Source organism: Enterococcus sp. C63, assembly GCF_040887215.1.
Lineage (GTDB): Bacteria > Bacillota > Bacilli > Lactobacillales > Enterococcaceae > Enterococcus_B > Enterococcus_B hirae.
In genome coordinates this window covers 25,319-47,740 of the sequence record NZ_JBFOFI010000012.1, presented here as the reverse complement: position 1 = coordinate 47,740, position 22,422 = coordinate 25,319, and the positions used below count along the sequence as shown (strand labels likewise).

The window sequence follows — 22,422 nt, the reverse complement described above, 5'->3', positions numbered from 1 at the left end:
TCATGGTTTTACGGATGATAATCCAACTACTTCGGAGGATAAACCAGTCATTGATCCAACTAGAGCAGGTGCAGCAAATCCTACACTGACAGATGGAACAAATTACGCCCACATTGATCAGTTTGGAGAAATCGAAAACGCAAACTTGCATGTAGCTGGATGGCACATTGCTAACTATAAATACGAGTATATCTTCATTATGGATTACAATACTGGGAAAGAATTAGCTCGAGTAAAAGTTGATGGAATATATAGACCAGATGTAAATCAAGCTTATAATACTTCTGGAAATGTTGGTTATCATGTATCTTTCAATATGCGTAACTTCCCTAATAAAAAAGTTTACGTAATGATGCGTGCGACAAACGATCCAGAAGGAAATACTAAGGGTGGAGCACAAGATTTTCATGACAAGCGTTGGTATTTAAATATTCCACAACGATAAAAAATTCCCCCCTCTTTGAGGGGCGGTACATAAAAATTTATTATTTAGATTCTATAAACATGTGCAACTTATCTAACAAGAAAGTATATATTCTACAGAAGTAAACAAATAGCTTATATTTTAGGATGTACACAAATTGACAAGTATAATAAAACTTTGATAAAATACAAATGTTTTTTTATTTTTATGTGTGATTAGTTAGAACTTACTTAAATCCTATTATAATATTTTTGTTAATGATTTTAATAAAATGATTGGAGAGAAAATGATGGATCAAAAAGCGATTATCGAATCTATTGATTCTACAATCGATAGATTAAAAAAAGAAATTCGATTTTATAATAGAGTAATTGGTATCGGAAATATTATAAAAATAGTCTTATCAGCTAGTATCCCAATATTAATTGATCAGGCTTCCGAACACAGGTCTTTATTATTGATTGTTTCAATTGCTTCAGCAATAATTACAATTATACAAAGTGGGATGTCTGCATTTAATTATCAAGATAAAGTACAGACTTCGACAGAGTTATTAATGAAAATTGAAAAAGAAAAGTTGTTATATATAACGAAAACATCCCCATATAATAAAACAGATGAAGAAAATTTCCATTTAATCGTTACAACCCTTCAAACTGAATTAAATGATATTATCTCTGATTTTAATCAAGTTAATAACTAAAAATTTATTTAATTAGAAAGTAGTGCAGATAATACTAATTGTACAATTAAGAAAAGAGATAAGACTTTACATTCCTAAAAAAATGTAAAGTCTTATCTCTTTTCTTAATGCTATAAATTCATAATAACATTATGGACAATAAATTTAAAATTTATTCAGACTGTAGACAAACTCCTAAATTTAGAGTGTTGTTTGCAGTCTGACGACTCAAAAATGAGTCGTATAAATCAATTATAGTAATAAGTCATTGATTTCTTTAAATTCTTTATCAAGTTCTTTTTCATCATATTTTTCATATTTATCAGCTTCATGAAGAACTTTTTTAATTTCATGAATAGCCTTTCGTTCAACTAACCATTTTTTTAGGTTATGTTTTTTTTCTGGATTTTCAGATAACGTATCAAGTTCGTCTAACTCTTTATCCAGTTTATTGACAACAGAAACAATTTTGTTTACAACTTTTTCTTCTTTGTTTTCTAAATGTGACATTTATCTTCACGTCCTTTTTATTTGATAATTTAAGTATAGAACTTTGATATAGTTTATACAAATAAAAACGCTTCTTTGTGTATTCTGTGCTTTTCTTTTGGAATGAGGAAAACTTTGGAGTAATATGAACGTGGACAGAAAAATATTTAGGAGGAATAAACTATGTGTACGTCTATTACTTATGTAACAAGTGATCATTATTTTGGAAGGAATTTTGATTATGAAATATCTTACAATGAAGTAGTCACTATTACTCCAAGAAATTATAAGTTGAATTTTCGAAAGGTAAATGATTTGGATACTCATTATGCAATGATTGGTATTGCCGCTGGTATAGCTGACTACCCTCTTTATTACGATGCGACAAATGAAAAAGGATTGAGTATGGCTGGGCTAAATTTTTCTGGGTATGCTGATTATAAAGAAATACAAGAAGGGAAAGACAATGTATCTCCTTTTGAATTTATTCCTTGGATTTTAGGACAATGCTCAACAGTAGGAGAAGCTAAAAAATTGTTAAAAAATATCAATTTAGCAAATATAAATTATAGTGATGAACTTCCTTTATCCCCTTTACATTGGCTATTAGCTGATAAAGAAAAATCAATTGTCATTGAAAGTATGAAAGATGGACTTCATATATATGATAACCCTGTGGGCGTTCTTACCAATAATCCTTCATTTGACTATCAATTATTTAATTTAAACAATTATCGTGTCTTATCGAGTGAAACTCCTAAAAATAATTTTTCAAATCAAATAAGTTTGAATGCCTATAGCCGCGGTATGGGAGGGATAGGCTTGCCTGGAGATTTATCCTCAGTATCTCGTTTTGTTAAAGCGACTTTTACGAAGCTGAATTCTGTATCTGGAGATTCAGAGTCAGAAAGTATTAGTCAATTTTTCCATATCTTAGGTTCAGTAGAACAACAAAAAGGTTTGTGTGATGTTGGTGATGGAAAATATGAATATACAATTTATTCTTCTTGTTGCAATGTTGACAAAGGAATCTATTATTATCGAACATATGAAGACAGTCAAATTACTGCAATTGATATGAATAAAGAAGACTTAGATAGTCATAAGTTAATTAGTTATCCAATTATAGAAAAACAACAAATTAAATATATAAATTAGTTAATGTGTTGTGATTGATTATTTAATATAGATATAATACAAAAAAGGCAAAGATATTTTCAAAACATTTTTTCTTGATGTGATATCCTTGTCTTTTTTGTAATGTTTTTAACTTATTGCTTTTGCAAAATTTATTTACCTGTTTTCTGGATCAACAATAGTGTATATTATGCTATCCTTGTTTGGATTTTAGGACGTTTAAAGAGGCACTTTTTTACATAACTTAATCCATAGACCTTTTAAGCATGCTGTGAGATAATAATAAAGAAGAGTTTAAAGCGCACCCCAAACCACTTCCCTTAAGTGTATTACGCTTTAAACTCTTTTATATTTGAAGCCATTAAAAAGCATACCATATAACTATAAAAAATAATGGGAAAAAGACTTATAATTGGAGTGGTAGTTAATTAGTGACTTATTTTTGGTTTTATAGCACTGATACTATAAAATATAGATATCATCATATTACACAATCTTAATACTAACTTAAAAATATCTCCTTTTATAAGTATGGTGATAAAATCCGTTCCGGGCTACCTTTTTAGGTAGCCTACTTTAATCTTTATACCTTTCTGGATCAACGAAAGTATACTTTATATAGTCATAACGCCGATGACCGCTCCGTGCGTCTGACACATTCGTCACGATATCAAATATACATCTTTCTTCATTCTCGTTTTCGCAGCAGGGATTTTAAAGTAGTTTTTATTGGAAAAATAGAGATTAATTAATAAGCTATCTTCTATTGCTAATGGTCAGAGCAGACGGCTCATAACCGTCCTGTCGTAGGTTCGAGTCCTACAGGGTATATAAGGATAGATAAATATACAAGGAGGTAAAGAAATGGCTATTACTGTGAACATTTATTATAGTGGTACAAATGGAAATGCGAAAAAATTTGCAAAAGAGATGGTTTCAACTGGAGTTGTAGAAGATATCCGTGCAGAAAAAGGCAATATTAAATATGAATACTTTTTTTCAATGAATGATGAGGACACAATTCTTCTAATTGATAGTTGGACAGATCAAGATGCACTAGACAAACATCATGAATCTCCGATGATGGCTCATATTACTAAACTTAGAGAAAAATATGATTTGCATATGAAAGTTGAAAGATATGTAACAGATATAAAAAATATTTCCGCAAAAGACTCCGCTTTTATAAGAAAATAATGTGCTTATTTTATTTGATAGGATAGTTTTTCCTTTAGAGTGAGAAGAACACTTGTAGTAACAGTACTCTTAAGTTAATTTATCTATAACTAAACCATTTTTTATACACCTTCGGGTATTTTTTTATTTCAAAAATATAGAATATATAATCTCTTAAATTGGTAAAATAAATGTGTTAGATGTTTTGGTCTATCCGAAAGAGTAGACTTTTTTATGTGAATTTAATAACTGTATCTAATTTTAAATTAATTAATACAATGTTTTAAAAATAATGTTTGTATGCAGTTACATCTGACTTTATCCGAATTAAGAAAAAGATTTATAAAAATAAAATAAAAAAATACATATTTAAATTGACTGATTGTGAAATCATTAACTATAATTTGTTCAGTTTGTGTTAAGGAGAATGGTGATATGAATAAGAAAATTGTAGTAAGTGGATTAATTATAGGTGGATTAGTGTTAGCAGGGATCGCAGGGAAAAACTTTGCCGATGATATTTTGTTATGGGGTGGAGAAGATAATATTGAACAAATCAATCATAATTTGGAGTCATTAGATAAAGCACTAGAAAATAAAGAGCAAAATATTAGTAGTTTAAATTCACGATTATCTTCAAATAATCAAGAACTTGAGCAAGTAAAGGCTAACGTTGAAGAATATAAACAAAAAGTGTTGACTTTGGAAAATGAGAAAAATCAATTAACTATAGATAAAACAAATTTAGAGAATCAATTATCAGGAAAAAATGCTGAATTGCAAGGTAAACAAAATGAAATCAATGCTAAAATTGATGAAATAAATCAAAAAATAGCTGAAATAAATCAATTAAACACTGATTGGAATAATCGTTTACAAACAGAACAAAATAAATTTAATGATGCTCAAAATACTGTTAATAGTTTAAATCAACAAATTAATCAATTGTCAAATGAAAAAAATACTATTAAAAACCAATTGCAAAGTACTCAACAAAAACTAGAAAAAGAGCAATCAGAAAACAGTAATTTGAATAATTATATTGAAAAACTGGAAAAAGCCAAAAGCGATGTAGAAGACACAGCAAATAGATCACAAGAAATCGTGACTGAACATACAGGAAAATAGATGTATTTTTTAGTTTAAATTTCTTTAACAAAATAGTATTTTGTTGCTAAATAATTTTTATTTGAATATTCTACAAAAATATCTCCTCTCAAAATGGAGGGGAAGTACATATTTATATTTTTGCTGAACGACAGGAAACGGGGAAAGCTCTTTTTGTTTGTACTTCAAAAAGACTAAAACATATTAAAAAAGGTCTTCCACCTTTAAATAGATTTGAAATTTTACCAAATAAAGAGACTTCTAGAATTAAATCGCCATTTCGCATGCCAGTTCTGGTGGATTGTGATCGGTTATTTGTCTTAAGTGGTATCTCTATACCATTAACGTTACTTACAAATCGGAGGTATATATGTAGAGAATACCTAGAAAAAATTTTACAAATAAGGAAAAATAATATGAGATGTGAAATTGTGCCTTTAGAGATTAAATCAATGATTTCATTAAATCCTTTGCTAAATTTAAAACCGAAAGATTCAAATCTGACTTTGAGTAGCTAAAGACCTCAACCAATCATTCTTGGCTGAGTTTTTTTCGTTCTTATATTAATTGTTCTAACTCCGGTTTCAATATGCATATAAAAAAGTAAAAATAATAGAAAAACTAGTGATAGTTTTGGTGATAGTGATATTAAAAACCAGAAAAGATGGAAAAAGCAGGAGATAGATAAAATACTGATATTTCAGCGTTTTCTAACGGTACAAAAGAGAAAAAAAGTAATAAATGTACACATGATACAAGAAAAACATGTTCGCACTCCTAGGCAAACCAGGCTTTGAAGACCTTGCCAAAGAATTGAACGAACGTCTTTAAGATAAGGAGTTTTAGGTAATTATTAAAAATAATTATCCAAAACAATTTGCCTTTAAAATGAAAAGTGATACTCATTGAGGTATTTATAAAAAAGGATGGCTAATTATAGCCATCCTTTTTTGGTTTGTTGGCAGAGAAATATTTTGTCCAGAAAATTTTCGTTGTTGATTATTGATATAGTCATTGGACTTATCGAAGTTCGTTCAATACTTTCATATGACACTTGATCCTATAGTTGAATAATAGAGATATCTTTATGACTTATATCTTCATGCTTCATGCCAACTTTTCGGTTAGGCACTGCTTACACATAGCTACCATTATGGACAGTTAGGGGAGAGATGGGCACATTTGTCAATTCTGTGGGCAATAGTATTCACAGTTTTAATTTTTTAAATCAATCAAGCTTACTTTGCTCGGTTGGTCAGAGATTGTGAGCATACATCAAATGTGATTTTTATGTCGTCTGTAATGATTAAATCTTTGTTCAGATCTTTTCAATAGCTTTTATCCGTGCACGAATACTATCATTGACAAATATATCATTATTTTGATAAAATAATAATTGTTATTTAATAGCCATTTTTTTGATTTGTAATTAGCTGAAACATAGGTAAATCCAATTATAATAGTTTTACGACCAAATTTTAATAAAGTGAATGGAGAAATGATATGGATCAAAAAGCGTTTATTGAATCGATTGATTCTACAATTAATAAATTAAAAAAAGATATTCAATCGTATAATAGAATCATTGGCATAGGGAATATTATAAAAATCGTATTATCTGCTGCTATCCCTATTTTAATTCACGAGGCATCTGATCATAAGTCTTTGTTATTAGTCGTTTCGATTGCTTCCGCAATCATAACGATTATTCAAAGTGGAATGTCTGCGTTTAATTATCAAAACAAAGTACAAACCGCAACACAGGTTCTAATGAAAATAGAAAACGAGAAGCTACTTTATGTAACAAAAACATCCCCATATGATAAAACGGATGAAGAAAATTTTCATTTGATTGTTTCGACACTTCAAACGGAGTTGAATGATATCATTTCTGACTTTAATCAAGTAAGCAATTAACCATATCTTCCGTTTAAAGATAGAAAGGTACCAAAGAGATAGGAACAACAAGTAATCCTAGAACAGCATTTATGTATAAATAAAAAATAAACCTAATTTTGCTGATTTAAAAAGGTATCCAAACCTACTCGCTGAGACAGATGGATACCTTTTTTCTTTTACAAAAAAGTTCTGATTTTTTTAGACGGGAGTTATATACTTCAAAACCAATTTTTATTTTTTACCAATAAATTCTTTCTTGATTTTTTTAAAATCAATCAGTATTTTCGTGGGACCGAGCACATGATATTCTTTGACGACCAATTGGTTTCTTTGATTATAATAGCCACTGATTACTAATTTCATTCCTTCATCTACTTCAGCAAGAAAGTTTAAACCATGACCAGCGATTAAACAGTTCGTATCATTCAAGCTAAATCTTATCAAGGGACGAGCCCCAATTTGTAGTATTTTTATTTTTGTTACTGTGCCATATTTCTTAATCATTGTGGACTCTCCCTTATGAGCGATTTCGAGGATGCCAATCCGTAAATATTCTTTAATAGCATTATACGAACAAACGTTCCTTTTGTAAAGGAGAAACGTAAAAAAATTTATGGTATTTAAGCTAATATCCGACTATTAATATCAGGAAAATGGCTGTAAAATTTTTCTGTTTTTTTTATGACCATGCTTAAGTAAAGTTAGGAGAGACCGGACACCGGAAATGTTCACAATAAAAAATAAATTAGGGAGAAAAATCTTACATTGTGCTTTGAAAATGGATAAACGGTGTTCAAAGAGCTGACCTTCGGCGATAAGTCAAAAAATCTCAAAACATGAGGAGCTGTTTCGAGATTTTCATCCTTAATGCTCCTGCGATTACTCGTCGCAGTTTTTACTTGGTGAGCGCTCAGGTCAAAACGCTCTTTTCACAACCTCTGATTCACGGTGTTCAAGCATCAACTCCTTGAAATAAGCCGGAGAGTCCAAAATAGTAGAGACTATTTTCGGATTCTCCGGCTTAGTTATCAGAGCTAGACATTGCTGTCACAGTTCATTTTATTATTTTAGATTAACCTCGCTTACACAACGTATATCCACGTGCTTGGGCCTCTTGCAGCGAGATAGCTACGACAGAATTTGCGTTGTTAAGTCCCGAACAGTTCGGATTTAAATGATATTTTGTACCATGATCTGGAGCAATATAAACCGTTTGTTCGTTGTTTTGTTGCGGTGTTTGTGCTGCTGCAACTTGATTGGCTTGTTCTTGTGCGGCCGCAGCTTGCCGTTGTCGTTCTGCTTCAGCTGCCTCATTTGCTTTGATCGTTGCATCTACTGTAGCTAGTCGAGCAGACAAGTGTTGATTGCCGTTTGGAATAGCCTGGATTAAAGTAGCTGCTGAATTATAGTTTTCTCTAGTTGGATGAGCTTCAGCTTGTGATAGTGCTGTTGTTGCTTCATTTTCAGCTTGTTTTTGACGTTCTTCTTGTGCTTTACGCTCAGCTTCAATTTTCTGTTTTTCTTCTTCTTGTTTTTTGAGCTCAGCCTCAAGTTTCTGTCTTTCTTCTTCTTGTTTTTTGCGCTCAGCCTCAAGTTTTTGTTTTTCTTCTTCTTGTTTCTTACGCTCAGCTTCAAGTTTTTGTTTTTCTTTACGTTCAGCTTTTTGTTTCAGCTGCTCTTCACTAGAAGTACTTGATGTTCTTTTTGTTTCGATCTTTTTTTCAGATTGTGTGCTTGCTTTTGAACTATCGGAATGACTGGTAGGAGAGATAGACGCTCCGAAAATCATAAGAATAAATGCTGTTCCTATAATAATAAAGTTCCGTTTTTTATTCCCTTTTTTGAAAAATGATCGAATCAGTCCTACTAACCCCCAACAAATACCAATTAAACCTACTAACACTAAAAAAGTTCCCATTTTTTTCCTCCAAAAATAAAAATATTTTCCTTCCATGTAGGAATGAAAGAAATAAACCTCCTAATAAAAAAATATATCATTCTGTAATACTTCCCTAAAGATATACAAAGTTGTTTTTTATCTAAAAATTAAATTACAAAATAAAAAATGTGAATTTTTGATCACCTATTGATAAAAATAGATATATAAAGGAAATGATTTGCACAACAGCAGATTACGATAGTTACAAAGTGGAAAAGATCAGTCATTAAGTTAGTACAGTATAATTCTTGTTTTTAACGCTTAGAACCTGCTAAAAAAGCAATCAAACAAGTTAATAAGAATCTTTTAAGGTTAATATCAATGAAATGAATTTTTGCTATACTTATTAGAGGCTTATTGAATAAGGAGTTGAGTGAATTGGTTAAAAATAAATTATCAAATATGATTAGTATCAAGAAGAAAGGCGGAGGAAAGGTTAGGGTACATGGATAGAGTAAAGGAAATGCTTCAGTATGTTAGGCAAAAACAACTTTATTTTATTTGTGGTATCGCTCTAATTCTTACACTAATACGTCTTTATCTCTATTACAAAGCGACTTACAGCATCGATATGACAGCTAGCTATGATGACCAGCTTTTTATTCATTATGCCCGTAATTTAGTGGACGGGCAGTGGTTAGGAGAGTACAATGCTAAAACTTTATCAAAAGGTATTTCTTATAGCTTATTTTTAGCTTTTGCCAATAAAATTCAGCTACCATACTCGCTATTATTAGGTGGGTTTAATATTTTAGCTAGCGTGCTGATTACACTGAGTGTACAGCCGATCGTTAAAAAGAATAGTATCTTGTTTTTTATCTATGTCTTTTTTTTATTTTCACCAATCGGTTTTACCCATGAATATTCGACACGTATTTATCGAAACGCCATTGTAATTCCATCTGTCGTAATTATCGTTGCTTGTTTATTAGCTATTTATTATCGTAAATATCGTGCAACAAAAACTATTTTACCTTGGTTTTTCTTGTTGTCTCTAATCTTTCCATTTTACTGGTATATTCGCGAAGATTCACTCTGGTTGTTGCCGTTTGTTCTGGCAGCCTTAATCATTAGTTTTGTTCAGATTTTATTAGGAGTGGATTTTAGACCAACGAAAACTGTTGAAAAGTTTCTTTCACAAATTACCTTTGATCGAAGAAAACTGATCAAACTTAGTTTGTTTTTTCTTCCTATGATCAGCTTTATCGTGACAAACCAAATGATTAAGCATAAAAATGAAGAAGTCTATCATCTTGCAGTAGTCAATGATCGTACGAGCGGAGAGTTTGCTCAATTGATGAAGAACTTGATTCGAATAGATGATGGAACGAACATAAACAAAGAGAACAGTAGGATTTGGGTTTCTCATGAAGCGTTAAATAAAGCATTAGCTGTGTCACCTGCTTTTGCTAAAGAAGCTGCTAGAATCAAAGAATTATATACGACACATGCTTGGACTCAGGCAGGAAAAGTAAAGGAATTAAAGGGAGACATTATTTTTTGGGCACTGCGAGATGTGTTGAATGAGTCTGGCTACTATCAAAATAACGCAAAAGAAACCAATGAATTTTGGAAACAAGTCAATCAAGAGTTAAGGGCTGCTTATCGTAAGGGAGATTTGAAGAAGAAACGTGAAGTCTACTTAATGAGTACAGGAGATGGGAAGATTGCCGAGGATATTCCAGTACTCTTAGATTTTTTTAGGACAGCTTATAGTGACAATTTATTTTACAAAGATTTTCATCAAGGAGGGAATTACAGTTTTGGAACCCATGCGGATGTAGAAGCAGCGCAAAACTTTTTGCGGGTTCCTTTATTGAATAATTGGATTAATAGTGAAGATCCACAACCGCCAATTTTAGTTTTATCAAAAACAGCGAAAATCTCTAATATTATGATTGCGATTTATCAAAAGACAAGTGGTGTTGTTCTATGTTTAGCGATTTTAGGATTTTTATTTTTGATCTTAGGTTCAATCTATGCTAAAAAAGATCGTGGTTTTTATTGTTCTGCACTAGTCATTACTAGTGGTTTGATATTGACCCAGTTTTTATTTTTATTTGGGGTTTCATGGTTTTGTTCCTACTCGCCAGAGCAAAAAGATTATTTTCTAAGTGTGTATACGGGGGCAGGAGTACCAATCATGCAAATTGCGATGGTTCTAATCTTTCTGGGAATCAGCAAAATTTCATGGGGGAAAATAAAGTACAAACTCAAATTGAATAAATAATAAAAGACGTTTGCTAACTGTATTAGTTGCAAACGTCTTTATTCTTTTTTCGATCCCGAGTTGTTTTCGGTCATTAGAAATGATTCACTCCTTATTTGGATTCATTTAATGCACGGACAGCTTGTTCAATCGTGATACCAAATGCTACGTTGTTTTCATTTGTAGCATCAATTGCCATAAATTGATTGGATACAGTATCAAATGCAACTCGGTATTCAATATTTGTTTTAGTAAATGTCATGTAAGTCACCTCTTTTTTTATTAATGTAAATTGTGGTTGGAATTTTCTGTTAAATTTTCCTTCCTGTAATCAGTGTAGCACCCTTATTTTTTTTTCGCAATTAATTGCTATGTCAACAAGGGATTCTTAATTTTCTGTGAGTCCAATAAGCAATCCAATCAATAACAGGATAAATACAGTAGCTTGAATAACAATCATGAAATTCCCTCCTCACAGAATAGTTTAGATGCTTTTTCGGAGGTTTACACGAACAAAAGGCTAACAGTTTCAAACAAATCTGTCACTTATAAATTACAATTATATCTTGGTATTAGTTATGTGAGAAAAAGGGGAAACTAGATTGAAATCGTGTAATTCTAAGAAAAAATATAAAAAAATTCAATAAATCGTTTTCAAATCTTCTTTTTTTTGTTATTATAAATTAAAGATTAACAAAATAAAGGAGGGAATTGAGAAATGTTAAAATTAGAAATAGGCAAGTCATACATATGCAAACCGATTGGAGTGAACTATGAAGTGATTGGTTGCGTGGAACGTACATATACTAATACGGCTGTTATTTTTGTAGAAAGCTATGATCAGAGAGATCGGTTGGCTGTTTACGATAGTAAGTTTCGTCTACTAGTTAAACTGGACGAAATTTATACAGTAGCAGAATCTGCTTTGGTTTCATAAACACTTTTTTTGAGAAATATCGTAAACTTCTCTATAATTAGAGGAGAGAGAAGGGAGCGAAAAAACATGCAAAAAAGAAAGAGTTCAGGTAAAATGGGCATTATTTTAGCAGTTATTTCTGCTATTCCGGCAATCTTAGCAGTGGTTCGTGCGGTGAAAAGCGCGAGAGAAAGATAAAGTAATTGAAAAAGAACCCCATGGATTCAATCCATGGGGCTCTTTTTTTAACCAACACCTAAAACGAAATTCAATAATTTATCTGAATAGGTGATCTCTTCATCCATTGCTTTGATATTTTCATTTAAGATAGTCATTTGATCAGTAATGATCCCATCAACACCATAAAACATCATACGACTGATTCCATCTGAGTCGTTAACCGTCCAGACATACACTTTTTTACCATCTTGATGAGCTGAATCAATAAAATTCCGATTGATCGTACTATACTCCATCGTCAAAAAGTCAGCCGGAGTAACTGGTGGTCCAACAATATTGAATGGTAGGATGTAACCTACATAAAAATTAGGATTGGCATTTTTCAGATCAGATACCGTCTGATACGTAAGACTTTGTAGAATATGCTGATGAGTTAAAATGTTTTCTTCATATTTTTTGACAAAGCGATCAACGATATCTTTAGAATCATTTTTTGAATTTTTGATTTCGATTAAAAGTTTTTGATTTAATTCATTGGCTCTCTTTAAATAAGTATCAAAGGAAACGACAGGTTCTTTCGCACCGTTTTCAGTTACTTTTAACTTTTCTAATTCTTTCAAGGTTAGATCTTGTGGTGCTTTATTTATCCCTGTTAATTTTTTTAAGTTAAAATCATGCATGACAACGAATTGACCATCTTTGGTTTCTTGTACATCCATCTCCACATAATCAGGATGGTAGGTACGACTTGTTTTTTCTAAAGCAGCTAAAGTATTTTGGGCACTGTTACCTCCACTGACACCACGATGAGAAATCGTTACAGGTTTCGTTTGAGAAGCAGAAGTCAAATAATCCATATTGTAGAGACAAACACCTACACCAAAAAATACAGCAAATAAAACTAAGCTTGTATTTTTAAGAACAGAAAAACGTTTGTTAGGAGATTCTAAACGAAACCAGTTAGGAGTCTCAGGAAGAAAACCTTCATCATCCATGAAATCAATAATAATGTAAAAAATTCCGACTGTTGACATAACGATGTTGAATAAAAGGATAGCTTGAAGAATCGTCATTGCAAAAACAGCGCTAATCAATGAATAATTAGGGAAAAATTGTTCTACAATTATTTGTGCGAGGAGCACAATTAAATAGCCGGCAAATGAAATGAGTAAAATACTACCACCAATAATGATGAACTGTCCAAGGATTGCAAAAAAACGTGATTTGGTTAAATACCAACTTTCTCTAACCGCTTGTTTAAATGGTCGATCACGTAGAATCATTTCTGGTAAGGCAAAAATGAGACGGATACCAATGTAAGCTAAAAAGATATAAAACAGAATGAAGCTGCTAACCACGATCCAACGATTAGTAAAAATAAAATCCATGATAAAAGCTGGGATTTTGACTTTAGATAGTAAATCAGAATTAAAACTTAACCCACTAATCGGTAAAATAAGTACGAAATAAGCTAAGAAAAAAAGAAAAGTCAATGGGCGTATTTTTTTTAATTGACGAAACGTTGCTTGAAGTAACTGTTTCAACGAGATAGGTGTTTGTTTCTTAATAAAGTAAACACTCATCAATAAAAAAGTAAACTCAAAATAAACTAGGAGTAAGATAGTTAGTAAGACAGCAGTCAAAGACAATAAGACACCTGGGTGCTGTGAAAGGATCGTAGAGATATTATCACTAGATATATAATCAATGGCTCCTCGATTCAAGATGAATCTGGTCGTACTATTCAATAAGGGTAAACAAATAAATAAAATAAATAAATGCATAATCAAAACATCACGAAAATATGCTTGAGTTCCTTTAAGAAAGTCCCAAGCATTTCCTAAACTTCTTTTTAAATAAATTAACATTCAATCACCTACCATAAATATTATAACGTAAAAATAAAAATAAGTGGACAGATTGCGCAAATACTTAACGCAGTACGCCCACTTATAATAAACTATCCTAGTAATCCACTTAAGAAATGCCCACCATAAATCAAAGCCATGCTGTATAAGAAAATCGAGAGGGGTTTCGCCAATAAAATGATCCAAGTATATTTTTTTACAGAAATATTTGTTAGACCAGCCATTAAACAAAGCGCATCATCAGGGGCCACTGGTAGAAAAATTGCTAAAGCAAATAACTTTTCAAAGCGATTCTGGTTATCGAGCCAACCAACATACTTGTTATACGTCTTGTCACTGACCATAGATAAAATAAATGGTTTACCATACCGCCGACCAAGTAAAAAAATGATGATCGAACCGATACAAATTCCTACATAATTATAAATAAAACCAGCATAAGGTCCAAAAATTAATACACCGGCTGCTGTACTTATCCCTCCAGGAATGATTGGAATAACAACTTGCAGGATTTGGATTAAGATGAAAATGATAGGACCTAAGATAATTGAATCTCCAACTAATCCTCTTAAAGAATTTAAATCTTTAAATACACCCAAATTGATAAAATAAATCGTTAAGCCTATCGAAATTACTAATCCAATGATAGATATAAAATTGATCAATTTCCGTGATGCCGCAATGTTCAACGTCTATCAACTCCTTTGATACGTTTTCTTATATTACTAATGTACTTTATTAGTGACTCTTTGTGCCACTATTTTAAATGACAGTTATCAAACAATTTTGTAAGTTGTAATAAGTATAATTTAAAAACGATTCAAAAACATCCAACTAAAGATGTATTTGAAGTATTATTTTTGTGCCTGTAGTTTTAGGAAAAAATATCCTCTATTAAATGAAAAATCGGCGTTCAAGTATTAAATCTTTAAAATAAGCTGAGGAAACTAAAAGAAGAAGTTTTTGCTTTACCTCTTCTGCGTTTCTAGCATACTTACGTGGATAGAATACTCTGAACGCCATAACTATATGAAAGCTAAAGGGAATATCTCAGGGGAGTGAAAATCAGTGTCTCATTTTGTCTTTTCACTAAGCCTGTTGAATCAAAGGATTCGTCTAAATACTTTTATATTTAAGATGGGAAGTTCGTACATGAGTTCCACATCATCAATCAGACTTCCAAGTAATCGGAAATCTGATTGATCCAGAAAAACATTTCCAAGCTCTTGGTAATATAGATCCATAGTAGGATTTCTTGGTTCATTGAGCATTTCCGCTAACTCATGCAAATCAGAAGGAGGAGAATAACAAGTTCCTTGAATTTCAATATATAATCCTTCGGGTGTTGATTCTAGCCCAATCCTTATTTCAGTGATCTCGTGAGAATAAAGATAGGTTAAAAATTCACTAATGAGTCTTTTTGATAATTCTTTTTCCAATGCCATTCTTTTCCTTTCTGCCAACAGTCAGGCTGTCTAAGATCGGTACAAGAAAACCTGCAACGAATCCAGTTGAGAATCCACTATTATATAGGCTTAATCCGCCATGTAATGCACTGACGTTATGGACTAAGACAATATGCAAAAATCCAGCCAAAATACCAAAAATACTACCATAAAAACCACTAATAGGAGCAAGTGCAGTACCAAATATCGCTGCTACGATCATTGTTGTTTGAGAGGCATCATGGATAGTAGCCAGATATGAAGCAAGATAAATCCCTATAAGTATGGGGAAACTGTTCTTTAGATGACAACCAAAGGCACTGAATCCAACTGAAGATAGGATTGCACCAATAATCGGGCCGTTGAATTCACCACCAATAAGAAGAACATAGATGGAAAGCATCAGCCCTACTAACCCCATGTTTAGTAAGGTGGCACCGATACTTGAGATCGCCATAAAATCAGTAGTTACTTTTCCTGAAGTTTGAAAAATGTCATGTAAACCAGTGAGCTTCCATGAATTAATAAAAAGACCAAATAGCGTAGTTAAACTAAAAAAAAGAAAAATGACTAATGTAAGTTCTTGATGGTAGCCTGTTGAAACGAACGATTGAACTTCAATTGAAAAATCAAATAACCGAAGGATACCAGCCACGACCATGGCGATCAATCCAGAAGTAAAACCAATATTATACAAATTGAATCCACGATGAAAAATAAGGGTATGCGATGCCAAAGGAGGGAGTAAAAAACCAACGAGTATACCAGTCAGATTACCAAATAAAATACCTAAGCCCAATGGTAAGTTCATACCGAAAGTGATATAACTAACTACAGGTGACAAGGCACTAGCAAATAAGCCAACCATAATATACTGTGAAAATGGTTTATGTACAAAACGTGCATAGAGATAGACACCCAAAATAATGGAAAGAGAGTTATACAGATTTTTTCCAAAAAAAGAAAAGCCTGTGACGGTTAATACAGAAGCAAAGATTAGTCCATTTAGATAGACTTTATGATGATAGCAAAGAAGTACGGACAACAAAGTCAGGACACCAACATTGATAAATGCGCTTCCAAAACCACCTATTGCCAAATAATCGGTCATCAGATTACTAGGAGAAGTAAGGATATTGTTGAGTCCCTCAATAGTTTCAACCGGATGTCCAGAAACAAGTCCGATTATTAGAAAAAACAAGCCAGTAAATGTTAAATAAAAATACTTATTTTTTTGAGATGGCTTTTTTTTGATGGGGTGAATATAAATAACGTCGTTTTTATTAACCATTACATACCTTCTTTGTCGTTTTCTTTAACTATAACGTGAAAGAAATCTTTTGGTCAACTAACAGTTACAGAAAAATCAATTTTTGTAAGGGGAAACAGTATTTTTGTTTATTCTTAAATAATATTGTATCATTGTTAAAAATAAATAAGAAAAAAACTTAAAATATAACGTTTTGAGTAAATTATTTGCCAAAAACTGTGTATATCGGTTACAATAAAACAACATATACTGCAGTAAGAAGTGGGGGAGTTTTAATGAGAAGAAAAGTCTATACTAAAGATCAAATTCTAAAAGCTGCTTATGATGTTGTTGCAAAGGAAGGTTTTAAAGGGTTTACTGCGAGAAATATTGCTAAAAAAATGGGTATATCCACACAACCTATTTATTTAGAGTTCAAAAACATGGAGGATCTAAAAAATACTTTATTAGACTCAATTTTTGAACAACTCAAAGAAAATGTTTTTCCAGTTGAACGTACTGGAGATAAAATTATTGACCTAGGATTAAACTATATCTACTTTGCAAAAAAACATCATAGTCTTTACATGGCATTATATATCGACGAACATGGCGATGGACAAAAAATGCATGATTTTTCTTATAACTATTTCCGTGAAATCGTCAAACAAGATCATCGATACAACCAGTTGTCAGATGAATACGTTGATGCATTACACACTGGAACCTGGGTTGCAGTTACCGGAATCGCATCTTTAATGTCTTCAAACATCATGCACCCAACTGAAGAACAAATTATTTCGTTCATCAAGCGAACGATTGATTCTATTCTTTCTTTAGAAAATCCTGAAACAATTAGTTAGATCTACTTATGAAGTGTGATAACACAAGGTTCATTCCAATACTCTTTCTTACTTCACATTGGGCACTATTTAAGAAGGAGCAGAAAATGATTCTTGTGTTTTTTTGTCTTCTCATAAAATAAATATGCCGGTTTTTGATTTCTATCGGGAAATAGGCTTGACTTTTTACTAAAAAAAGTTTAAAAATAATAGGTATGGAAGGTTGGCAGAGTGGTAATGCACCGGACTCGAAATCCGGCGAACCGGCTAATACCGGCGCGCAGGTTCAAATCCTGTACCTTCCTTATATAACATTTCATAATAGAGGCGAAAACATTGATATACAGGCATTTGCTTGCAATGTTTTCGCCTCTGTTTTTTTGTTTGAATACGTCTTTGAATACGATCTGCTTAAATACCGATATATTTTGCGAATTGCGCTGCTGTTTTTTCTTTTCGTTTATCTGTAATGTGGATATATAGATCCATAGTGATTTGAATAGACGAGTGGCCTAAACGTTCTTGTACGTCCTTAATATTTGCACCGGCTTCTAAAAGTAAACTAGCATGTGTATGTCTAAGACCATGAATAGTAATACGTTTAAGATTATTTTGTTTGATAATCACTTCTAACCATTTACGAGGCTTAGATAATTGGAGATATTCGTTTTTCCGGTTAGAAAATACCAGTTGATTTTTGCTTAACGTATTAATTCCCAATGTTAACAACCATTTTCTTTGTTCTAATCGCCATTTCTTCAAGATGTTCATAGTTTCATCATCGACTGGTATATCTCGCTTAGAATTTTTGGTTTTAGGTTGCTCTACATAAAGGCGTCTATTTTTTCCTCTGGCGAGAGTTTTATTTATCTTGATATAATTATCGTTAAAATCAATATCTTTCCATGTGAGAGCTAAGAGCTCGCCTACGCGCATCCCTGTGAAGGCTAGTGTCCGAAAAAAAGAATATATACGAATATCTTTTTTCTTTTCTACTGATTTCAAAAAAATTTCTAGTTCTTCTTTACTAAAAAAGTTTAAAGTATCTTCTTCATGAATAGAGACCTTCCTTTTCGGAACTGTGATTTTTTTAAAGGGATTATCTTGTAGATATCCTAATTTAATAGCATAATCACATATACGCGAAGCATTATTGATGAATTCTCTATACAACACAAATTTTTTTACCTTTTCATTAGCGAACTTTTGAGCTATATCAATCGATATTTTGTTGATTTTAAGAGCACCAAATGCTGGTAATATATGATTCGCAAACTGTTCTTTTGTTTTAACGAAAGAACTTTCTTTTACTGTTTGCTCATAATTTACGATCCATAGATCGTATACTTCTTGAAAAGTTAACTCTTTAGACTTATTTAGACCATTATTTTCGTATTCCAATTGCAGTTTGGTCAGCGCTAATTGAGCTTCTTTTTTTGTTTTAAAACCTCTTCGTGTAGTTCTAACTTGTTTGCCAGTCAAGGGATCTACTCCCAAATAAGTTTGAAACTTCCACAATTTTTTACCGTTTTTCTTTTTGTATTGTTCGAATGTTGCCATTTTTTTCGTCCTTTCGCTCGGGTAAGTGTTCGGACTAAAATAGCTGGCATCACCTCCTTAAAATGATATGCTCGTTTTGGAATGTGTATTCGTACAGTAGATGATATTGTGTTATAATTGATTGAAAAAACTCCAGCCAACTAGAGGTGAATATATGCTTTTCAACAACTTCAATATTTTAACTGCACTGTTCCAATCTGTTATCACAGGATATTTTACGTATTTCCTTTTGAAAAGTAATGATTTGTTAGTTTTGTCAAATGCAAAAAAAGAAGAAAAGACAGCCATCGTGTCGTTTTTATCTATTCTAAATTGGTCGATCTATTGGATAATGCAACAAATTTTGAAGAATATCCTACCACACTTAGATTTTGCTTGGTTAACGACTGTTACGGCAGTTATAAGCTTTGTCTTAATCTTAGTTCTAGGAGTATATATTTTCCCTAAAGTACTTAGTTCCTTTTTCGAATGGTTCAATAAACTTCGTACAAAAAATAATAAACTGCCATTTACTAGAAAACCAATTCGAGATGAGGCCCTAGATGGAAAAAAATTAAAATATATTTATCTCTTTGATTTTGATGGTAAGTATATAGCTTCTGGTTATCTAAATGTCTATCAATATGATATAGATGAATACAATGAACTGTTATTGTATGCTCCTAAAGAGCCAGAGCTTACAAAGACGATTGAAGATGTTGAAAAATTATTTCAGAAATACGATATAAACATTCTTGTTGATTATGAAAAACGAGTAAAACTTTACATTGTTCCTATGGGCGAGGTTGAGGACGAGCTGGTAAGGGAGTAGGTCCTTTTTTGCCATCATTTCTTTTCTCGCCAGTTTTTATAGTACGGGTTTCACGTGAAGCGAAAATCATGGATGCATTCCCTCTCTTTCTCTGATACAATAGACAGCGTAAAGAAGCCTATTAAGGCTCCATTTTTTATCACGTCCACAAACTTTGATGAGGGAGGGGACGTGATTTTTTGTTCAAACATAAATTATAACGAGTCATGATGCTACATGCAGTATTAGTGTAGAATATATTGGCCAAAAGAAAGACCAAGATTTGAAAGAGAAAATGTGTAACTTTGTCTACCGTCTCCACCTACAGTCAGTCCTTCTAAATGCCGGTTTAACAGACCAAAATCGCTCAATCTGTTTAAGGAACCTAATACTAACATTTGATCTACACTAGGTATATTTGGAATACCACGCTTACCTCCATTTCGCATATACAATGCTAAAATTTCAATTTCTATTCTTGTTACTTTTGAAAGAATGTCAACGTATAGCTCGTCAATATCTTGATTATGCTGTTTTGTACCGAGCAAAAGATTTTTATAAGCATTAACAAAGTACACTATTTTATCATGTGATTTTGATTTTTCAATTTCGTCATGTATAGTTTCTATTATTCCAACTAACTGTTCTGAATTTTCACCATCTAAATCAAATTCTTCTAATGACTTCATTCTGTTTGCCAACTGTTTATAAAAATACTCTATTCTTTTGAATCTTTTTTCATTTTTAGTGCCAAAATAAAGAGTTTGTATACTTCCACCAACGTAGGGGATTAACCCGATTCCTGCCTCAATAACTGCATCTCTATAATCTTTAAAGGTTAGGTTTACATGGTTTTCTGCTTCTGGTTCAGTCATAGTTTTAATATCTCCATTCTCTTTTATTTATCTACTTGATATTTTCTAATGCTCTTATTTGAATAAATCCCAAAAACTAAACGAAGTTCTCTTGTAAACTTTGTTGTAAGCAGCCTTTTTGGGATCTTTGATCCATCCCGATCCTTTTTTACCGTAACCAGGAATTACTGCTTTTTTCACAGCTCTTTTTGCTTTACCAGTAGTTCTAGCGCTGATAGATTTTTTTATACTCGGTTTTCGTGGTCCTATTTTCATATAAAATTCTCCTTACGTTGTATTATAATTCACAAGTAACGATCGAATTCATCTGGTAATCCAAAGCAAACGAGCTTTTCATATTTTGTCATATGATCAAAGCCGTCCAATTTTGGATCAATAGTCAGATGAGTTGCGAAATAGTTTGCCTCTTTTTCAATTTTTAATTCGGATACTAGCGTTTTTTTAGACAACATAGGTGTGTTTTCATTTGAATGTAAAACACAGTGGCCTAATTCATGACTACAAGTTATCCATTTTCCCATTTCATCTAAGTTAGAATTTATGTGGATCATTTTTATTTGTTTTAATTTACTATAGTAACCATAAATTTCTCCCAAATCTTCTTCTAAAACTAGTATCTTCAATTCTCGTGCAATTCTAAAAGGATTGCGTGTTTGATATAGTTTTACCAGTTTATTAATTTTTTTATCAATTTGAGGTAAATACATAAACATCGCACTCCTTTTAATCGCGATATTTTTTAGGTGTATATTTTTTCTTAGCTTCTATCTTAGATATCCGCAATGCATTCTCTAAAGAAATAATGAGAGCTTCACGTGTAGCTTCGCTCATTTCACCATCCTTCTTCGAAAAAGCCATTCCATCAGCATTAGATAAATCGTCGATTAAGGATTGTAATTCTTTTTGAATATCACGTTCGTCTTTTTCCGTTAAATCGTAGTACCTTTTTTTCTCAGTGCGTCCTAATAGATAGTCGACAGATACATTGAAATAGTTTGCAACTAATTGCACTTTGTCAACACCAGGTGTATTTTTTCTCCAGCGGTTAATAACTCCATTACCAAATCCAAGAGCTTCTTCTAACTGTCTTATAGATATCTTTTTTTCATTGGCAAGTATTTTTATTTTTTCGTATAAATCCACTTGTATCAACCTTTCTGCTAAATACAAGGTTTAGATATACAAAAAATCTACAAAAACAATTGACAATGTAGCAAATTTGTATATAATAATCCTTGTAAGATAAATTGTAAGTAAAAAAAGCGAATTAAAAACATACTTCCTAGCATTAAGTTTGGCGACCGAGTGCAGTAAGAAGCTTTGCTATAGGCTTATTTAACTATGTTTTGATTGTAGAATATTTGTATAAGTATGTCAATGTTTTTATACAGAAAAACTTACTATTTATCTTACTAAAATATATTAGCGAGGTGAAAAAGATGCCAGATGCAAATATCGGCAGAGAAAAAGTTCTTCAATATTTAAAAGAAAATAATATTCAAAAAATCGATTTGGCTGTTTTGTATGGGATCCCTAAACAAGATATCGGTAATTATCTAGAAGGAAAATTGGTTGATACTCCAAAAGCAAAACAGTTGCTTGTCAAAATTATTGCGGATTTCAAAATCAGATAGG

The 22,422-nt window shown here is 31.9% G+C and carries 23 protein-coding genes, 1 tRNA gene and 2 pseudogenes; 12 read left to right on the top strand and 14 right to left on the bottom strand.

Annotated features, from left to right (window positions below):
* Window positions 1-445, top strand: a pseudogene (locus tag AB3H90_RS14235) (N-acetylmuramoyl-L-alanine amidase); the annotation flags it as partial.
* A 250-nt stretch (window positions 446-695) separates the two neighbouring features.
* The gene (locus AB3H90_RS14230; protein ID WP_368016913.1) at window positions 696-1,127 is read left to right on the top strand and encodes a DUF4231 domain-containing protein; all 432 of its coding nucleotides are present in this window, start codon (window positions 696-698) and stop codon (window positions 1,125-1,127) included.
* A 231-nt stretch (window positions 1,128-1,358) separates the two neighbouring features.
* Here AB3H90_RS14230 and AB3H90_RS14225 read toward each other — a convergent pair whose 3' ends face one another.
* Window positions 1,359-1,616 carry a hypothetical protein gene (locus AB3H90_RS14225; protein WP_176581853.1) on the bottom strand — a complete coding sequence of 86 codons (258 nt, stop codon included), beginning with the start codon at window positions 1,614-1,616 and terminating at the stop codon, window positions 1,359-1,361.
* 162 nt (window positions 1,617-1,778) lie between these two features.
* Here AB3H90_RS14225 and bsh point away from each other — a divergent pair, with 162 nt between their 5' ends.
* A complete protein-coding gene (bsh, locus tag AB3H90_RS14220; RefSeq protein ID WP_002295271.1) occupies window positions 1,779-2,753 on the top strand; it encodes a choloylglycine hydrolase in 975 nt (324 codons plus the stop codon).
* A gap of 555 nt (window positions 2,754-3,308) precedes the next feature.
* On the opposite strand, the pseudogene AB3H90_RS14215 reads toward bsh, so the two are convergent.
* A pseudogene (locus AB3H90_RS14215) lies at window positions 3,309-3,505 on the bottom strand (DUF5960 family protein); the annotation flags it as partial.
* A 91-nt stretch (window positions 3,506-3,596) separates the two neighbouring features.
* On the opposite strand from AB3H90_RS14215, the gene AB3H90_RS14210 reads away from it, so the two are divergent.
* The 3 genes from AB3H90_RS14210 to AB3H90_RS14200 all read left to right on the top strand — a co-directional run bounded on the left by AB3H90_RS14210 (window position 3,597) and on the right by AB3H90_RS14200 (window position 6,932).
* Window positions 3,597-3,929, top strand: coding sequence for a putative quinol monooxygenase (locus tag AB3H90_RS14210; RefSeq protein ID WP_010718759.1), 333 nt, complete (start codon window positions 3,597-3,599; stop codon window positions 3,927-3,929).
* Between the two features lie 414 nt (window positions 3,930-4,343).
* On the top strand, window positions 4,344-5,036 hold the full coding sequence (locus AB3H90_RS14205) for a DNA-directed RNA polymerase subunit omega (protein ID WP_081123338.1): 693 nt from the start codon (window positions 4,344-4,346) through the stop codon (window positions 5,034-5,036).
* A gap of 1,482 nt (window positions 5,037-6,518) precedes the next feature.
* The gene (locus AB3H90_RS14200; RefSeq protein WP_010718761.1) at window positions 6,519-6,932 is read left to right on the top strand and encodes a DUF4231 domain-containing protein; all 414 of its coding nucleotides are present in this window, start codon (window positions 6,519-6,521) and stop codon (window positions 6,930-6,932) included.
* Between the two features lie 213 nt (window positions 6,933-7,145).
* Here AB3H90_RS14200 and AB3H90_RS14195 read toward each other — a convergent pair whose 3' ends face one another.
* Both AB3H90_RS14195 and AB3H90_RS14190 read right to left on the bottom strand, forming a co-directional pair.
* Window positions 7,146-7,418 (bottom strand): hypothetical protein, encoded by a 273-nt coding sequence (locus AB3H90_RS14195; RefSeq protein ID WP_010737819.1) that lies wholly within the window; start codon window positions 7,416-7,418, stop codon window positions 7,146-7,148.
* 568 nt (window positions 7,419-7,986) lie between these two features.
* The gene (locus tag AB3H90_RS14190) at window positions 7,987-8,832 is read right to left on the bottom strand and encodes a hypothetical protein (protein WP_368016912.1); all 846 of its coding nucleotides are present in this window, start codon (window positions 8,830-8,832) and stop codon (window positions 7,987-7,989) included.
* A gap of 466 nt (window positions 8,833-9,298) precedes the next feature.
* Here AB3H90_RS14190 and AB3H90_RS14185 point away from each other — a divergent pair, with 466 nt between their 5' ends.
* Entirely contained in the window at window positions 9,299-11,083 is a 1,785-nt protein-coding gene (locus AB3H90_RS14185; RefSeq protein WP_368016911.1) for a glucosyltransferase, read from the top strand.
* A gap of 91 nt (window positions 11,084-11,174) precedes the next feature.
* On the opposite strand, the gene AB3H90_RS14180 is transcribed toward AB3H90_RS14185, so the two are convergent.
* Complete coding sequence (locus tag AB3H90_RS14180) at window positions 11,175-11,324, bottom strand: hypothetical protein (protein WP_010718765.1); 150 nt, start codon at window positions 11,322-11,324, stop codon at window positions 11,175-11,177.
* A gap of 456 nt (window positions 11,325-11,780) precedes the next feature.
* Here AB3H90_RS14180 and AB3H90_RS14175 point away from each other — a divergent pair, with 456 nt between their 5' ends.
* Window positions 11,781-11,999, top strand: a complete 219-nt coding sequence (locus AB3H90_RS14175) for a hypothetical protein (protein WP_010737815.1) — start codon at window positions 11,781-11,783, stop codon at window positions 11,997-11,999.
* Window positions 12,000-12,223: 224 nt separating this feature from the next.
* Here the strand turns inward: AB3H90_RS14175 and AB3H90_RS14170 are convergent, their stop codons facing one another.
* The 4 genes from AB3H90_RS14170 to AB3H90_RS14155 form a co-directional block, all read right to left on the bottom strand.
* Window positions 12,224-14,026: a glycerophosphoryl diester phosphodiesterase membrane domain-containing protein gene (locus AB3H90_RS14170; protein ID WP_368016910.1), complete on the bottom strand. Its 1,803-nt coding sequence runs from the start codon at window positions 14,024-14,026 to the stop codon at window positions 12,224-12,226.
* Window positions 14,027-14,118: 92 nt separating this feature from the next.
* Window positions 14,119-14,715 (bottom strand): TVP38/TMEM64 family protein, encoded by a 597-nt coding sequence (locus tag AB3H90_RS14165; RefSeq protein WP_010737813.1) that lies wholly within the window; start codon window positions 14,713-14,715, stop codon window positions 14,119-14,121.
* Between the two features lie 414 nt (window positions 14,716-15,129).
* Window positions 15,130-15,465 carry a hypothetical protein gene (locus AB3H90_RS14160; protein WP_368016914.1) on the bottom strand — a complete coding sequence of 112 codons (336 nt, stop codon included), beginning with the start codon at window positions 15,463-15,465 and terminating at the stop codon, window positions 15,130-15,132.
* Window positions 15,434-16,762, bottom strand: coding sequence for a DUF1576 domain-containing protein (locus tag AB3H90_RS14155; RefSeq protein WP_368016909.1), 1,329 nt, complete (start codon window positions 16,760-16,762; stop codon window positions 15,434-15,436). The genes AB3H90_RS14160 and AB3H90_RS14155 overlap by 32 nt, the downstream gene beginning before the upstream one ends.
* Window positions 16,763-17,016: 254 nt before the next feature.
* On the opposite strand from AB3H90_RS14155, the gene AB3H90_RS14150 reads away from it, so the two are divergent.
* Window positions 17,017-17,583 (top strand): TetR/AcrR family transcriptional regulator, encoded by a 567-nt coding sequence (locus tag AB3H90_RS14150; protein WP_010737811.1) that lies wholly within the window; start codon window positions 17,017-17,019, stop codon window positions 17,581-17,583.
* 196 nt (window positions 17,584-17,779) lie between these two features.
* Window positions 17,780-17,867, top strand: a tRNA-Ser gene (locus AB3H90_RS14145).
* Between the two features lie 106 nt (window positions 17,868-17,973).
* Here the strand turns inward: AB3H90_RS14145 and AB3H90_RS14140 are convergent.
* Entirely contained in the window at window positions 17,974-19,122 is a 1,149-nt protein-coding gene (locus AB3H90_RS14140; RefSeq protein ID WP_081127324.1) for a site-specific integrase, read from the bottom strand.
* A 121-nt stretch (window positions 19,123-19,243) separates the two neighbouring features.
* Between AB3H90_RS14140 and AB3H90_RS14135 the strand changes: the two genes are divergently transcribed.
* Window positions 19,244-19,933, top strand: coding sequence for a hypothetical protein (locus tag AB3H90_RS14135; protein WP_368016908.1), 690 nt, complete (start codon window positions 19,244-19,246; stop codon window positions 19,931-19,933).
* 224 nt (window positions 19,934-20,157) lie between these two features.
* Here the strand turns inward: AB3H90_RS14135 and AB3H90_RS14130 are convergent, their stop codons facing one another.
* From AB3H90_RS14130 to AB3H90_RS14115, 4 genes are read right to left on the bottom strand one after another with little or no spacing between them, the layout of a single operon-like run.
* Window positions 20,158-20,787 (bottom strand): hypothetical protein, encoded by a 630-nt coding sequence (locus AB3H90_RS14130; protein WP_368016907.1) that lies wholly within the window; start codon window positions 20,785-20,787, stop codon window positions 20,158-20,160.
* Between the two features lie 54 nt (window positions 20,788-20,841).
* Window positions 20,842-21,042, bottom strand: coding sequence for a hypothetical protein (locus tag AB3H90_RS14125; RefSeq protein ID WP_368016906.1), 201 nt, complete (start codon window positions 21,040-21,042; stop codon window positions 20,842-20,844).
* Between the two features lie 29 nt (window positions 21,043-21,071).
* Entirely contained in the window at window positions 21,072-21,494 is a 423-nt protein-coding gene (locus AB3H90_RS14120; protein ID WP_081127329.1) for an ImmA/IrrE family metallo-endopeptidase, read from the bottom strand.
* A gap of 16 nt (window positions 21,495-21,510) precedes the next feature.
* Window positions 21,511-21,930: a helix-turn-helix domain-containing protein gene (locus AB3H90_RS14115; RefSeq protein WP_081127330.1), complete on the bottom strand. Its 420-nt coding sequence runs from the start codon at window positions 21,928-21,930 to the stop codon at window positions 21,511-21,513.
* Between the two features lie 296 nt (window positions 21,931-22,226).
* Between AB3H90_RS14115 and AB3H90_RS14110 the strand changes: the two genes are divergently transcribed.
* Complete coding sequence (locus AB3H90_RS14110) at window positions 22,227-22,421, top strand: hypothetical protein (protein WP_031315891.1); 195 nt, start codon at window positions 22,227-22,229, stop codon at window positions 22,419-22,421.
* Window position 22,422: the final 1 nt, after the last annotated feature.